The sequence below is a fragment of the Paenarthrobacter sp. JL.01a genome, from assembly GCF_025452095.1.
Lineage (GTDB): Bacteria > Actinomycetota > Actinomycetes > Actinomycetales > Micrococcaceae > Arthrobacter.
The window spans coordinates 3,934,124-3,948,522 of the sequence record NZ_CP104877.1 but is presented as its reverse complement, the minus strand read 5'-3'; the positions used below and the strand labels follow the sequence as shown (position 1 = coordinate 3,948,522).

Below are 14,399 nucleotides of genomic sequence, written 5' to 3'. Positions count from 1 at the left end.
CTGGGGGACAGCAAACGCTCCAATGAACGAGTGTCATGTCTCAGGACCTTGTAGACAGTTCATGTCTCAGGACTTCGTAGACAGTTGATGTCTCATGACTGTGTAGACAGTTCGTCCTGGTGTGTGGGGTTCCGGGGTTTGAGTTGTGGGTAGGTGGTTCTTTTCTTGCGGGCGCCTCGGGGGTCGGCGGCGACTCCCGAGGGTTTACCGTTGCCGACGTACCGGGTTCCTCGCGGTGGCCGGGGGTGAGTGATGATCTCGGTGCCTTGTGCTCCGAAGAACATGATGTCGGCGTCGTCGTAGAGGACGTGCACGATGGTGCCGATGTGTTCTTTGCCTAGCTTGAAATGGGTTCCGAGGATCGTCACGGATCCGCTTCGGTTCACTGTTCGTTGCGCGCTCTGCCGTTCCCGGCAGGGTGAAACGGGTGCAGGGGTGAGCGGTGGGGGTGTTTTGGGTGTGGCGTTCCATGCTTCGATTGGTGTCATTCCTGCTGGCAGGCCCTGATGTTCGCGTTCGTTGTTGTAATACAGGTCGAAGGCGTCCACTTGGGCCTGAAGTGCGGTCATGGTGGACGCCGGTGGCTGCCGGTGCAGGTATCGGTGCAAGGTCTGATGGAAGCGTTCGTTCTTGCCTTGGGTGGTGGGTTTGTAGGGTTTGCCCGTGATCGGTTCGACACCCAGGGCTTTGAGGAACTCCACCAGAGCCCCGGAGCGCCCGCGACGGGTGGGATTCAGTGCCGTGCCGTTGTCAGAGAGGAATCTCTGTGGCGTTCCGTGGCGGTCGATCGCCTGCGTGACGACGGCGATAGCGGCAGCACTGGTTTCCCCGGTCGCGACCAAGGACGCCAGGGCCAGACGCGAATGGTCATCTATGAGTTGGAAGATCGCCACTTTCTTACCGCCGGCGAGCTGCCACTCGGTCGAGTCGATCTGCCAGCACGCGTTCGGTTGCGGATAGACGAAGCGTTTGTACGCGCTCCGTGGCTTCTTCCGAGGCTCGGGCACGACCATTCCGGCCCGGACAAAGATCCTGGCCACGGTGGCTCGCGACGGCGGCTTCAGACCCATCCTGGAGAGCTTGGCGATGACGGAGAGCGGGCCGTGATCGAGGCCCCTGTCCTGGAGGTCTGCTCGAGTATCGAGCAGCAGCTCGATCATGGCCGGCTCCGTGACAGTGGGCATGGTCTTCGGGACCGTGGGTTTCTTCTCCAGCGCTTTCACTGGCCCGACCTCCGAAGCGGCCGCCCGGACCCGGTAAAACCAGGCCCGGGAGACATTGTGCTTCCTGCAGAACGCTGTAACCGCGCCCCTGGGCGAATCCTCGGACCACGTTGCCACAGCATGCCGGATCTTGATGTCGGGCTGGGATTTACTCATGGACAGCAGCAAACCCGCCCGACAAATGTCCACGATGTCCTGAGACAGAGTGTCTACGAAGTCATGAGACAGAACTGTCCATTAAGTCATGAGACTCCACAGCTCCAATGAACGAGTCATTAGGACGTTTGCTGTCCCCCAGTTGGGTGAGCTCCTTGGGTAGGGGCGCTACTTCTTGGGCAGGCCCGGCGGGTTCAGCTCTGATGCGGGGATGGCCTCGGACGACAGTCCCCAGCGGTCCAGGATCTTGCCGTAGTTGCCGTCCTTGATGAGGGTGTTGAGGGCGGCCTGGGCTGCGACAGCCAAGCCGTTGCCCTTCTGGGTAGTGAACGCGATTTCCGCCTTCAGCGGCCAGCCACCCTCAAGGGTGCCTACCTGCTTGGTCTTGCCGTCCTTCGCGGCCTTGTAGGCGGCGGAAGCGTTGGGCCCGAACGTCAGGTCCGCGCGTCCGGACTGCAGGGCGAGCTGGGAGGCGGAGTCGTCGTCGTAATACTGGAACTCGACCGGCTTCAAGCCGTTTTTCTTGTTCTCCTCGTCCCAGCGCACCAGGATGGCTTCCTGGTTGGTGCCCGAACCGACGATGATGCGCTTGCCGGCCACGTCCTTGGGTTCCTTCACCGTGGAGATGTCCGAATCGGCCCTGGCGTAGAAGCCCAGGAGGTCGTTGCGGTAGGTGGCGAAGTCGAACTTCTCCTTGCGTGCCTCAGTCACGGTGACGTTGGAGAGGACGGCTTCGTACTTGCCGGACTCTACGCCCAGCGGCCAGTCGGCCCAAGCAACCGGCAGTACTTCCACCTGCAGCCCCAGGCTCTCGCCGACGGCGTAGGCAATGTCCACTTCGCTGCCGATCAGGGTCTTGTTATCAGTGGCGAAAGTGCTCAGCGGGGGAGTTCCTCCCGTGGTCACCACGGTCAGTTTGCCGTCGGCCTTGATGGCGGCGGGAACCAGGGCGGCTGCCGCCGGGTCCACCGAGACCTTGATGCGGTCCTGCTGCGGGGTGAGGTTGAACTGCTTGGTTGCGCTGGTTGAAGCGTTCGACGCCGGGGCTGACGCGGCTGCCGTTGCTCCCGGATCCGAGCATGCCGCCAGCCCCAGCAGGGCGGCGGCGGCGAGCGCCGCAGTGACGCCGGAAGCGGCTGTAATTCGTGCCATTGGTTCTCCTTTGAAGGCTCTGATGCGAGGTCTTGGCTGCAACTATCCGGGTCGGCCGGGAGGGCGGTCAAAGCAGCCCGAAACGCTGGGATACAAGGGTTCACGGCACTTAACAAGGCGTCCAACAGGGTCACAAAGCGGCTCGGAACCACCACGCGACGCAACTCACAGAAATAAGCCGGGGGCCGCCGTCGTTGTCGCTTAAGTGCCCGGCAAGCAGAAGAGGGCACCGCGAAACGTACCGAAAGGCTTCCCCGTGACTGTTCCTCTTTCCATCCTCGACCTGGCAACCATCGGGAAGGGCCAGACGGTGGCGGAAAGCCTCGCGGGCAGTGTGGCTATGGCGCAGAAGGCTGAAGAACTGGGCTACCGCCGGGTTTGGTACGCCGAGCACCACAACATGTCCGCCATCGCGTCCTCGGCCACGAGCGTGCTGATCGCCCACGTGGCCGCGCATACCAAGACCATCCGCCTCGGTGCCGGCGGCGTCATGCTGCCCAACCATTCGCCGCTTACCATCGCGGAGCAGTTCGGCACCCTGGAAACGCTGCACCCGGGCCGGATCGACCTCGGTCTGGGACGTGCCCCGGGCAGTGACCAAAACACCATGCGTGCCCTGCGCCGCGACCACACGTCTTCGGACAGGTTCCCGCAGGACGTCCTGGAACTGCAGGGCTACCTCACGGGCCCCACCCGCATCCAGGGTGTTGAAGCGACGCCGGGCAAGGGCACCAACGTACCGCTCTACATTCTTGGGTCTTCGCTGTTCGGTGCGCAGTTGGCCGCCCAGTTGGGCCTGCCATATGCGTTCGCTTCACACTTTGCCCCTGCTGCGCTCCAGGACGCCGTGGCCATTTACCGCCGCGAGTTCAAGCCCTCGGAACAGCTGTCCGAACCGCACGTGATCGCAGGCGTAAACGTCACCGCGGCTGACAGCAACGCCGAGGCCCAGGCCATCCACTTGGCGGTCAAGCGCGCACGTGTCTCGCTGTTCTTCGGCGGCGGCCGCGAGTTCACCGACGACGAAGCAGACATGGTGCTCGATTCCCCGCAGGGCCAGCACATCGCCCAGATGATGAAGTTCTCCGCCGTCGGCACCAAGGACGTGGTCCGCGACTACCTTGATGAATTCGCCGCGTTCTCCGACGCCGACGAATTGATCGTGGCACACCAGAGCGTCGGCACGGAGGAGCGGTTGCGGTCCGTTGAGCTGCTGGCCGACGTCGCCGGACTCGTGCCGGCATAGGCCCGGATAAATCCAAGGAAAGACTTTACTCGTTTGCAATAAACGAGGTAGGCAAGCGAAACCCATCGGGCGGAAACTTTAGCTATCCGCTTCGGAAGGATTCGCTATGCCTGCGCCTTTAAACCAGACAGTCGCCGATTCAGCACTGCTGATGAAGTCACTCCCTCTTGGCCTGCTGAGAACGGTTCTTCAGTCCGACGCGGAGAATGGGATCACGCCGGAGTTGTTTGCGGAGCTCCGGATCCTGTCCCGGGTCCCCGGCCTTCTGGTCGCCTGCAATTACGGCGGAACGCTCTGCTCGGCCGAAGGAGTCTCCACCGAAACCCTGCCTCTGGACAGCGCGGCCGTTGCCCTCCGTGCACTTGCGGCCCTCCCCAACACGCACGCCGCCATCATTTCCGGCAGGTCCTTGCGCGACTTGGCGGCGGTATCCCGTCTGCCGGCCGAGGTTCATTTGGTGGGCTCACATGGTGTCGAGTTCGACATGGGCTACGCCTATACGCTCTCCCTCGCCACGGAGCAGCTGCTGCAGCAGGTGACTACTGCCCTCACGGAAGCTGTGGGTTTCGAAAAGGGCATCAGCGTTGTGCGGAAACCGGTAGGGGTGGGTGTCCACACGCGTCCCGCGACGCCGGAAGTCGTGGAAAGAGCAACGTTCGCCGCGCAGAAAATCGCCATCGAGTTCGGCCTCTACTTCATCGTGGACGGGTCCGTTCTGGATCTTACGGTGGAGGAGCCCGCCAAGGGCCAGGCACTGGAACAGTTGCGCGCGCGGTTGGGCGTCAGCGCCGCCCTCTACGCGGGCGATGCCGAAAGCGATGAGAAGGCACTCGCCACCCTGCGCGGCCCCGACCTTGGACTGCACGTGGGGCCAGGGAGCACGACGGCGGGACACACCATTCCGGACCCGGAAGCCTTTGCGCGCGTGCTGGCTTTGTTGTTCGAACTCCGGCGCGCATGGCTGTTCGGCGAGGACGCCGTGGGCCTGGAACGGCACTCGATGATCGGCAATGGATCATCCACCGCACTCCTCACCCCGGATGCCAAGGTCTGCTGGATGAGCCACCCCTTGCCTGATTCGGGTTCATTGTTCGCCCATATCCTGGGCGGTGACCCCGCCGGGCACTTCAGCGTCGAACCGGTGAAGCCGTCCCCGGTGCTGGCGCAGCGTTACGTGGACAACACCATGATCGTGGAGACCCGTTGGGCTGACGTCACCGTGACCGATTACCTTGAACCCGCTCCCGAGGGCATCACCAGCCTGGTCCGCGTCTTGTCCGGAACCGGTTCGGCCCGCGTGGTTTTTGCGCCCCGGCCCGACTACGCCAACGCCCCGTTCAGCATGGAGATCCGCGGCGAAGAAGTGCACATCCTCGGCACCTCGGACCCCATCATCCTGGCGGCCCCCGGGGTAGCCTTCACGATCACCAGCGATGGCCGCTACGCAACGGCCACCGCGGAAGTCGCCCTCGGCGACGGGCCCGTGGTCCTGAACATGCGCTGCGGTGATACCGAGCCGCCGCCCGCGGACCCGGGCGGCGAACCCCTCCGACGTGCCGCCGTCGGGCGTGAAATGCGCGAGTGGGTCAAGACGCTGCAGCTGCCCACCATGAAACCGTCGCTGGTCCGCCGGTCTGCCCTGGTGCTGAAGTCGCTGGTTCACGAGCCGACCGGCGCTGTCCTGGCCGCCCCAACGACGTCGTTGCCGGAGGGAATTGGCGGGACGCGCAACTGGGATTACCGCTACTGCTGGCTGCGCGACGGATCCATGACGGTCAACGCGTTGGTGTCGCTGGGATCCACCAACGAGGCCCACGGTTTCCTCGATTGGCTGGGCCGGATCCTGGAAAATGCGCCCGGGCCTGAATGGTTGCACCCGCTGTATTCGGTCACCGGTGCGCCGCTGTCCACGGAAGCAATCGTGGAGAGCCTGCCCGGTTATGCCGGCTCCCGTCCGGTGCGTATTGGAAACGCCGCTGATCATCAGGTCCAGCTGGATGTGTTCGGGCCTATCGCCGAGCTGATCGGCGACCTTGCCGAACGGCAGGACTTCCTGCCGGACGAGCACTGGTACCTGATGGAGCAGATGGCGCATGCCGTCATGGCGCGTTGGCATGAGCCTGACCACGGCATCTGGGAGGCCCGGCGCGCGCCGCGGCACCACGTCTACACCAAGACGATGTGTTGGGTGACGCTGGACCGGGCCTTGAAAACCGCGGCGAGGCACGGACGCGTCGCCCACGCTGACTGGGCGCCTGAGGCAGAGATCATCCGCGCCGAGGTTCTTCGCGATGGCTGGGACGACTCGGCGCGGTCCTACACCGTGGCGTACGACAGCCCTGACCTCGACGCCGCCGTCCTGCACATCGGGTTGTCCGGGCTTCTGGACGTCCAGGACCAGAGGTTCCTGGATACGGTCACCGCTGTGGAGCGGGAGTTGCGCGTGGGGCCCACCGTTTTCCGGTACAGGTACGACGACGGCCTGCCGGGTTTGGAGGGCGGCTTCCACATATGCACTACCTGGCTGATCGAGGCGTACCTTGCTGTGGGGCGGTTGGACGATGCGCTTGAATTGTTCAACCAGCTGGTGGCCTTGTTCGGTCCAACCGGTTTGCTGCCCGAAGAGTACGATCCCGCCACGGAAACCCACCTGGGCAACCACCCGCAGGCGTACTCACACCTTGGCTTCATCCGCTGCGCCCAACTCCTGGACCACTACCTGGCCTCCGCCGACGTCGAATAACCCGCCTTGGTTACCCAACTAGGGGACAGATAACGTTCTACCCAGGCCTGAGTGGAGCATTATCTGTCCCCTAGTTGGGTAATAGGGGGCGTCAGGTGAGCAGCAACGCCACGGCGATCATTGCCGGGACGGCCACGATCGTCGTGATCAGCACGGTGTCCTTGGCCACGGTGATTCCCGCTTGGTAGCGGTTGGCCGCGACGAACACGTTCTGGGCCGTGGGCAGGGCTGCGGTGACTACCGCGGCGAACAGTGCGTGCCCGTCCATTCCCAAGGCAAACCTGGCGAAAAGGTACGCGACCAACGGATGCACCACGAGTTTGAAGCCGCTGGCCAGCAGGGTGTCGAGCCGGCGTCCGGAGGACTTTTGCAAGGGCCGTGAACCGTTCAGGCTCATGCCGAACGCCATCAGCATCGCAGGAATCGCGGCCCCGCCAATGAGGTGGATCGGCTCCAGGATGAGCGTTGGCAACTGGAAACCGGTACCTGCGACCAAGAGCCCCAGGGCTGAGCCCACAATCATCGGGTTCTTGACGATCATCAGTACGAAGCGCAGGGGAGTGGTGCGGTGCGAACTGGTGCTGGCATCCAGGGCCATGAGGTACATCGGGGTAAAGAACGCCAACTGGAAGATCAGCAGCGGAGCAACGTAGCTGGCATCGCCGAGGACAAACACGGCAATCGGAATGCCGAGGTTGGCAGAGTTTGCCAGGGACGCACTCATGGAGGACATGAGGGCTTCGGGCATGGAGCGTTTGAGCCAGAACTTCACCAGCAGGAAGAAGAGGAGCCCTGTCATCACGGCGCCCACGGCTGTGACCAGGAGGGGTGCAGCGAAGACGTCGTGAAGCTTCGCTTTGCTCAGGGTCTCGAACAGCAACGCCGGGCTGGCCACGAAGAAGGTCAGGGAGCTCAGCACCGACCTGGCGTTGTCGCCCAGGATGCCGCGCCGGCCCACGAACATGCCCACAAGGATGATGGCCCACACCACGAAGAACCCGGACAGGACGCCGATCATGACAGCGTGCGGGCGGGTTTTCGTTGGTTCACGAACTACAGCCTAGCCAGAATCGCTGCCTGAGTAAGCGTTTTCAGGTCCACGTTCCGCCATGTGGACCCGGAGTTTTCGTACACCTGATGAGCCTAAGGGGCCCTTTTAGGGGCGTTAGCTGTACAAAAACTACGACGTCGGCACTCGGGTGAGTGCCGGCGTCGAGCGTTGTTGCTGAAAACTTAGCTGAGGTGCGCCGCATTGCTCAGCGCGTGCGGCGGGCGCATGAGCCCGGGGGTGTGGGCTTCGGCGGGGTCGTTGCCGAGCTGCACGATCTTGTTGTCCTTGCCAACGTGGACCACCTTGGGCTCGTAGGCCCGGGCCTCTTCCGTAGTCATCTCCGCGTACGTAATGAGAATGACCGTGTCGCCGACATGAACCATGTGGGCGGCCGCGCCGTTGATTCCGATCACGCCGGATCCGCGCTCGCCGGCGATGGTGTACGTCTCCAGCCGGGCACCGTTGGTGACATCCACGATGGAGACAAGCTCGCCGGGAAGGATGTCGGCCGCATCCAGGAGGTCCAGGTCGACAGTGACTGAGCCGACGTAGTGAAGATCGGCGTGGGTCACCGTTGCGCGGTGAATCTTGGACTTGAACATTGTGCGGATCATAGTGGCACCAGTTTAGCGCGGGAGCCTCATCGGGCGCTGTGACGTACCAGACGTTCCGGCCTTTGCGGTGGTGAAAACGGTTACTATCGCTAGGGTCGGGAACGGCCCTAACTGAAGGATAAGAAGCTTGGACGGAGTGCTGAAGGGCTTCTTTGTAGTCGGCGTGGTCCTGCTGGTGGGCTACATTCTGGGCAAGACAAATGCCCTGGGGCCGCAGGGGAGCAAAGTGCTTTCGACCCTGACCTTCATGGTGGGCCTGCCAAGCCTGATGTTCTCCACCATTGCGTCCCGTCACATCTCCGACATCCTGAGTCCAACCGGCCTGATCTCTGTGGTTACTGCTTCTGCCATGATGTTGGTCTTCGCCGTTTGCGGTGCCGTTTTTCGTTGGGGAGTCAGGCGGACCACCATCGGCGCTCTGGCCACCGGGATTGTGAATTCCACCAACTTGGGCGTTCCCTTGTCCCTCTACATCCTGGGCAGCACCACCTACGTTGTTCCCATCATGCTCTTCCAGCTGGCCTTGGTGACACCGATCGCGCTCACCATCCTGGACCTGACCAACCCCACCGCCACGAAAGTATCCGTGTGGCGGATCCTTGCCACGCCCTTCCGTAATCCTGTGACGGTTGCCGCCATCCTCGGCGTGCTGGTGAGCGCCCTCGGACTGGAATTGCCGGACTGGACCCTCGACCCCTTGAAGCTTGTGGCGCAACTCGCGGTGCCGCTCATGCTGATCATCTTCGGCATGTCACTGCATGGGCTGTCTGCCGGTCAGGGGACAGGGGACCGCGCCCCCACTACCCTGGCCGTCGTTCTGAAGTCCGTGATCCAACCAGCCCTGGCCTGGGTGCTGGCGGTGTTTGTGTTCCGGCTGGATTCCTTCAGTACGTTCGTGGTTACAGCCTGCGCGATCCTGCCTACCGGCCAGAATGTGGTGCTCTATGCGCTCAGGTACGGGGTGGGACAGAAAATCGCGCAGTCCACCGCCGTGGTCACGTCCATGTTGGCGGTGCCGCTGCTGCTTGGTGCGGCGTGGGTGATGGGGTGACGGTTTTGGGCGCGCCTTCACGACCCACTTTTGACGCCGGAAGGCCCTGAAACAACCTGAATCGGTTGGTTCTTGACCTTTTGGGAATCAAACTGGGTCGCGAAGGCTCGCCGGTTCGTACCGCACCAATTCCGTCCCTGCGCTGACGAGAGCCCGAAGCTCAGCCAAGCCGCCGCTCACCACGCCCGCCGCCCGCGCCTGCACCAGGACGTTGCCCTGCGCGGTCGCCTCAACGGGTCCCGCGATCACGGGCTTGCCGGTGGCATCCGCAGTGAGCTGGCACAGGAGCCGGTTCTGCGAGCCGCCGCCCACAATGTGCACCACCGACGTCGTGCGGCCGGTGAGTCGTTCGGCGTCGGCCACGGTCCGCGCGTAACCTGCCGCGAGGCTGTCCGTGATGCACCGAACGACGGCGGCAGGCCGGTCTGCGAGCACGTCACCGTTGCGCCGCGCGGCTGCGCGGATGCGTTCGGGCATGTTGTCCGGGGCTGTGAAAACAGGATCGTCGACGTTGATCTGCGGACCGCCTGGCGGGAGTGCTGCGGCGGCCTCAAGCAGGGCGGGCAGTGATTGGCTGAAACCTTGCCCGGTCCACGAACGTTGGCATTCGCTCAGGAGCCAGAGGCCGCCGACGTTTCGCAGGTACCGGGTTGTCCCGTCTACGCCGCGTTCGTTGGTGAAGTTGGCTGTGCGGCTGGCTTCGGTAAGTACAGGGCCATTCAATTCCACGCCCACCAGCGACCAGGTTCCCGAGGAGATGTAGGCAAAGTCCTGTGCAGACGCAGGAACAGCAGCGACGGCAGATGCTGTGTCGTGCGAACCGACGGCAACCACTTCGGTGTCCGCGGGAAGCCCTGTACGCTCCACGATCACAGACAGGAGCGCACCTACGGATTCCCCGGGCTGGATCAGTGGCGGGAAGACATCCCGTGGCAGGGCAAGTGCAGCCATGAATTCCGTGGCCCACTCACCGGTAACGGCGTCCAACAGTCCGGTAGTTGACGCGTTGGTGGCCTCGGTCCGGCGCTCGCCGGTCAGCAGGAAGGCGATCAAATCCGGAATGAGCAGAGCCTGTAGGCCTTCGAGAGAGCCCTCGGCAGCCAACTGGTAGATCGTGTTGAACTGCAGGAACTGCAATCCCGTGGTCGCGTAGAGTTTCTCCGGCGGGATGAGCGAATGCACGCGAGCCAAAGCCGAATGGCTGCGCTCGTCCCGGTAGCTGTACGGCACGGAGACGAGCTTGCCTGCGGAATCCACCAGCCCGTAGTCCACTGCCCACGTATCGATGCCAATGCTTGCGATCCGCTCCCCGCGGGCAGCGGCAACGGCACTTGCGGCCGCCAGGCCCTCGAGCACCTCAGCGAAGAGGGCGTCGAAGTCCCAGTGGAGTCCGCCGTCGAGCTCGATGACTCCGTTGGGAAAGCGGTGGATTGTCTCAAGGAAAACGCCGGTGGAGGGCGAGACGCGACCAAGCATGACCCGGCCGGAGGAAGCGCCGATGTCGACGGCGACAAAAACGCCGCCGTCGACATCACCCTTAGCCGTACTCACCGCAGGAACGCTGCCGCGACGCCGGCGTCCACGGGGATGTGCAGGCCGGTGGTGTGGGAGAGTTCGTTGCTGGTGAGCACGGCTGCGGCGTTGGCTACGTGTTCGGGGAGGACTTCGCGTTTGAGGAGCGTGCGCTGGGCGTAGTACTTGCCCAGTTCCTGCTCGTCCACGCCGTACACGGCTGCTCGCTTTGCGCCCCAGCCGCCGGCGAAGATGCCGGAGCCGCGGACGACGCCGTCGGGGTTGATGCCGTTCACGCGGATGCCATGATCGCCCAGTTCCGCCGCGAGCAGCCGGACCTGGTGGGCCTGGTCGGCTTTCGTGGCGGAGTAGGCGATGTTGTTCGGACCGGCGAACACGGAATTCTTGGAGGAGATGTAGATGATGTCTCCGCCCAGGCCCTGATCAATCATCACCTTCGCAGCTGCCTTGGACACCAGGAACGAGCCCTTGGCCATGACGTTGTGCTGCAGATCCCAGTCTTTCCCGGAGGTTTCCAGCAGCGGCTTGGAGATGGACAGACCGGCGTTGTTGACCACCAGGTCCAGGCCACCGAACGCGAGCACGGCCTCCTGGATCGCGGCGGCGATCTGGGCTTCGTCGGTCACGTCGGCCTGGACGCCGATGGCGACGTCGGAGCCGCCCAGTTCCGCGGCGACGGCTTGGGCGTTCTCAAGGTTCAGGTCGGCAATCACCACGCACGCGCCGTCGGACGCCAGCCGGGTGGCGATTGCCTTGCCGATGCCCGACGCCGCCCCGGTCACCAGCGCGATGCGGGTCGCGTGGGACTTGGGCTTGGGCATGCGGGCGAGCTTGGCCTCTTCCAGGGCCCAGTACTCGATGCGGAACTTCTCGGATTCCTCGATCGGGGCGTAGCTGGAGATCGCCTCGGCGCCGCGCATCACGTTGATCGCGTTGATGTAGAACTCCCCGGCCACCCGTGCGGTCTGCTTGTCCTTGCCGAAGGAGAACATGCCCACGCCGGGGACCAGCACGATGGCCGGGTCCGCGCCGCGCAGGGAAGGTGAATCTGCGTCCGCGTGGCGGTCGTAGTAGGCCTGGTATTCCTGCCGGTACTCGGCGTGGAGTTCCTTCAACCGGGCCACGGAGTCTTCAATCGACGCGTCCGCGGGCAGGTCGAGGATGAGGGGTTTGACCTTGGTACGCAGGAAGTGGTCCGGGCAGGACGTGCCCAGCGCACCGAGCCGCGGGTGCTCGGTCGCGGCCAGGAATTCAAGCACGACGGCGTCATCGCTGAAGTGCCCCAGCTGCGGTTTGTCCGTGGAGGCCAGGCCGCGGATCACCGGAGCGAGGGCGGCGGCTTTGGCGCGGCGCTCCGCCTCGGGGAGTGCGCCGTAGCCCGACAGGGCAGGGCCGAAGGGCTGTTCCTTCCCGTTCGCGGCGATGTACTTCTCGGCGGTGTCGATGATCCAGAGGGAGTTGGCCTCGGCCTCCTCGCTCGTGGCACCCCACGCCGTGATGCCGTGCCCGCCCAGGATGGTGCCGATGGCCTGCGGGTTGGCTTCCTTGATCGCGGCGATGTCCAAGCCGAGCTGGAAACCGGGACGACGCCACGGAACCCACACCACCTTGTCACCGAAAATCTTGGACGTGAGCGCTTCGCCGTCCACCGCCGTCGCGATCGCGATGCCCGAGTCCGGGTGCAGGTGGTCCACGTGCGCGGCGTCCACGAGTCCGTGCATGGCGGTGTCGATTGACGGCGCTGCGCCGCCCTTGCCGTGCAGGCAGTAATCGAACGCGGCCACCATTTCGTCTTCACGTTCGACGCCGGGGTAAACGGACTTGAGCGCCTGGAGCCGGTCGAGCCGGAGTACTGCGAGGTTTTCGGCCTTCAGGGTGCCGAGGTCGCCGCCGGATCCCTTGACCCAGAGGAGCTCGACGTCCTGGCCGGTGACCGGGTCTTTTTCGGTGCCCTTCGCGGAAGTGTTGCCGCCGGCGAAGTTGGTGTTCCGCTTGTCCGCGCCGAGGCGGTTGGAACGGGTAATCAGGTCTTCAACAGTCTTGTTGCTCATAGGATTAAGCGCCCCATCCGGCTTGCTGGCCGCCTGCGCGGTCCTCGTTGATCTTCTTCTGGTAGCCGCTGGCCTTATAGGCAGCGATCGGGTCGGCGGGCAGGCCGCGGGATTCACGCCATTGGGCCAGTACCGGGCGGACGTCGGTGTAGAAGGCATCGTTGAAAATGCCGTTCGCGGCCAGGACATCCCCGGCACGCTGGGCCTCGTTCAAGGCGGCGGTGTCCACCAGCAGGGCACGCGCGGTCATTTCCTGGACGTTGAGCACCGAACGGATCTGTCCCGGGATCTTCTCCTCCAGGTTGTGGCACTGGTCCAACATCAACGCGACACCGGAGTCCGTCCCGAAGCCGCCGCCGCGGATCACCTCGTGCATGATGCGGAAGAGTTGGAACGGGTCAGCCGCACCCACGATCAGGTCGTCATCGGCGTAGAAGCGGGAGTTGAAGTCGAACGACCCCAGCTTGCCCAGCCGCAGGAGTTGCATCACGATGAACTCGATGTTGGTGCCCGGGGCGTGGTGGCCGGTGTCCAGGCACACGAAGGCCTTCTCCCCCAAGGCAAGTGTCTGGGCGTAGGAGGTACCCCAGTCCGGAACATCGGTGTGGTAGAAAGCGGGCTCGAAGAACTTGTACTCCAACACCAGGCGCTGCTCGTCACCCAGGGCCGCGTATATTTCCTGCAGGCTTTCCGCGAGCCGGTCCTGCCGGCCGCGCATGTCGTCCTGGCCCGGGTAGTTGGTGCCGTCGGCCAACCAGATCTTCAGATCCCGGGACCCTGTGGCGTGCATGATCCTGATGCAGTCCAGGTGGTGCTCGATCGCGCGGCGGCGGACGGACTCGTTGGACGAAGTCAGGGAACCGAACTTGTACTCGTCATCCTGGAAGGTGTTGGAGTTGATGGTGCCCAAACCAACGCCGAGCCCCTCGGCATACGAACGCAGGGCGGAGTAGTCATCCACCTTGTCCCACGGGATATGCAGCGCAACGGTGGGCGCCAAACCGGTGAGTTCGTGGACTTTCGCGGCGTCGGCGATCTTTTCCTGGACGGTGCGCGGCGTACCCGGGGTGCCGAAGACCTTGAACCGGGTCCCCGAATTCCCGTAGGCCCAGGACGGCACTTCGATGGCCAATTCTCCCAAGCGGCCCAGGGCCGATTCTGTGGTGTTCATGCTTGTTCCTTCTGATGGGTGGAGTTGCTGGCCGAAGCCAGTTGGTCTTCCAGGTTGAAAACTTCCTCGACGATTTCGAAGCCCTCGTCCGGAGGGACATTGCTGTCGGCGAAGAGGCTGGCCATCTCGGCCTGCCAGCGTGCGTTGACGTCGGTGAGAGCCATGCGGGCACGTGCGGCCTCGTAGTCTTCGCACTCCAGGTAGCCGATGAGTTGGCCGTCCGGCGCCAGGAAAAGGGAGTAGTTGTTCCACCCCGAATCTTTCAGGGCGCGGAGCATCTCGGGCCATACGGCCGCGTGGCGTCGCTTGTACTCGTCCATCAACTCCGGCTGGACGGAGGAGCGGAAACATACCCTCATGCGGATCTCCGGGTCACTCGTCTTTGAATCGTTTCATTTGTTACGATTC

11 protein-coding genes are annotated in these 14,399 nt (G+C 63.7%); 3 read left to right on the top strand and 8 right to left on the bottom strand.

Going from position 1 to position 14,399, the window contains the following annotated elements; translation table 11 throughout:
- Positions 1 to 92: 92 nt before the first annotated feature.
- Both N5P29_RS18720 and N5P29_RS18715 read right to left on the bottom strand, forming a co-directional pair.
- Complete coding sequence (locus tag N5P29_RS18720) at positions 93 to 1,379, bottom strand: DDE-type integrase/transposase/recombinase (protein ID WP_262276292.1); 1,287 nt, start codon at positions 1,377 to 1,379, stop codon at positions 93 to 95.
- Positions 1,380 to 1,547: 168 nt separating this feature from the next.
- Positions 1,548 to 2,531 (bottom strand): ABC transporter substrate-binding protein, encoded by a 984-nt coding sequence (locus tag N5P29_RS18715; RefSeq protein WP_262276291.1) that lies wholly within the window; start codon positions 2,529 to 2,531, stop codon positions 1,548 to 1,550.
- Between the two features lie 256 nt (positions 2,532 to 2,787).
- Here N5P29_RS18715 and N5P29_RS18710 point away from each other — a divergent pair, with 256 nt between their 5' ends.
- Together N5P29_RS18710 and N5P29_RS18705 are read left to right on the top strand one after the other, a co-directional pair.
- Positions 2,788 to 3,777: an LLM class flavin-dependent oxidoreductase gene (locus N5P29_RS18710; protein WP_262276290.1), complete on the top strand. Its 990-nt coding sequence runs from the start codon at positions 2,788 to 2,790 to the stop codon at positions 3,775 to 3,777.
- Positions 3,778 to 3,883: 106 nt separating this feature from the next.
- Positions 3,884 to 6,520, top strand: a complete 2,637-nt coding sequence (locus N5P29_RS18705) for a trehalase-like domain-containing protein (RefSeq protein ID WP_262276289.1) — start codon at positions 3,884 to 3,886, stop codon at positions 6,518 to 6,520.
- Positions 6,521 to 6,611: 91 nt separating this feature from the next.
- Here N5P29_RS18705 and N5P29_RS18700 read toward each other — a convergent pair whose 3' ends face one another.
- Together N5P29_RS18700 and panD are read right to left on the bottom strand one after the other, a co-directional pair.
- Positions 6,612 to 7,538, bottom strand: a complete 927-nt coding sequence (locus N5P29_RS18700) for an AEC family transporter (protein WP_262276288.1) — start codon at positions 7,536 to 7,538, stop codon at positions 6,612 to 6,614.
- Positions 7,539 to 7,753: 215 nt separating this feature from the next.
- Positions 7,754 to 8,185 (bottom strand): aspartate 1-decarboxylase, encoded by a 432-nt coding sequence (gene panD, locus N5P29_RS18695; protein WP_186313571.1) that lies wholly within the window; start codon positions 8,183 to 8,185, stop codon positions 7,754 to 7,756.
- Between the two features lie 136 nt (positions 8,186 to 8,321).
- Between panD and N5P29_RS18690 the strand changes: the two genes are divergently transcribed.
- A complete protein-coding gene (locus N5P29_RS18690) occupies positions 8,322 to 9,236 on the top strand; it encodes an AEC family transporter (protein ID WP_262278616.1) in 915 nt (304 codons plus the stop codon).
- Positions 9,237 to 9,323: 87 nt separating this feature from the next.
- Here the strand turns inward: N5P29_RS18690 and N5P29_RS18685 are convergent, their stop codons facing one another.
- The 4 genes from N5P29_RS18685 to N5P29_RS18670 all read right to left on the bottom strand — a co-directional run bounded on the left by N5P29_RS18685 (position 9,324) and on the right by N5P29_RS18670 (position 14,350).
- Positions 9,324 to 10,712, bottom strand: a complete 1,389-nt coding sequence (locus N5P29_RS18685; RefSeq protein WP_410007931.1) for a rhamnulokinase — start codon at positions 10,710 to 10,712, stop codon at positions 9,324 to 9,326.
- A 71-nt stretch (positions 10,713 to 10,783) separates the two neighbouring features.
- Positions 10,784 to 12,820, bottom strand: coding sequence for a bifunctional aldolase/short-chain dehydrogenase (locus N5P29_RS18680; protein ID WP_262276286.1), 2,037 nt, complete (start codon positions 12,818 to 12,820; stop codon positions 10,784 to 10,786).
- Between the two features lie 4 nt (positions 12,821 to 12,824).
- Positions 12,825 to 13,991, bottom strand: a complete 1,167-nt coding sequence (gene rhaI, locus N5P29_RS18675) for an L-rhamnose isomerase (protein WP_262276285.1) — start codon at positions 13,989 to 13,991, stop codon at positions 12,825 to 12,827.
- Positions 13,988 to 14,350: an L-rhamnose mutarotase gene (locus N5P29_RS18670; RefSeq protein WP_262276284.1), complete on the bottom strand. Its 363-nt coding sequence runs from the start codon at positions 14,348 to 14,350 to the stop codon at positions 13,988 to 13,990. Before N5P29_RS18670 ends, rhaI begins: the two co-directional genes overlap by 4 nt.
- Positions 14,351 to 14,399: the final 49 nt, after the last annotated feature.

Excerpts from the sequence above, each read along its gene's own strand:
- N5P29_RS18720 (WP_262276292.1), bottom strand. The coding sequence starts at position 1,379 with ATGAGTAAATCCCAGCCCGACATCAAGATCCGGCATGCTGTGGCAACG.
- N5P29_RS18670 (WP_262276284.1), bottom strand. The coding sequence starts at position 14,350 with ATGAGGGTATGTTTCCGCTCCTCCGTCCAGCCGGAGTTGATGGACGAG.
- N5P29_RS18680 (WP_262276286.1), bottom strand. The coding sequence starts at position 12,820 with ATGAGCAACAAGACTGTTGAAGACCTGATTACCCGTTCCAACCGCCTC.
- N5P29_RS18705 (WP_262276289.1), top strand. The coding sequence starts at position 3,884 with ATGCCTGCGCCTTTAAACCAGACAGTCGCCGATTCAGCACTGCTGATG.
- N5P29_RS18700 (WP_262276288.1), bottom strand. The coding sequence starts at position 7,538 with ATGATCGGCGTCCTGTCCGGGTTCTTCGTGGTGTGGGCCATCATCCTT.
- N5P29_RS18715 (WP_262276291.1), bottom strand. The coding sequence starts at position 2,531 with ATGGCACGAATTACAGCCGCTTCCGGCGTCACTGCGGCGCTCGCCGCC.
- N5P29_RS18685 (WP_410007931.1), bottom strand. The coding sequence starts at position 10,712 with ATGCTTGGTCGCGTCTCGCCCTCCACCGGCGTTTTCCTTGAGACAATC.
- panD (WP_186313571.1), bottom strand. The coding sequence starts at position 8,185 with ATGATCCGCACAATGTTCAAGTCCAAGATTCACCGCGCAACGGTGACC.
- rhaI (WP_262276285.1), bottom strand. The coding sequence starts at position 13,991 with ATGAACACCACAGAATCGGCCCTGGGCCGCTTGGGAGAATTGGCCATC.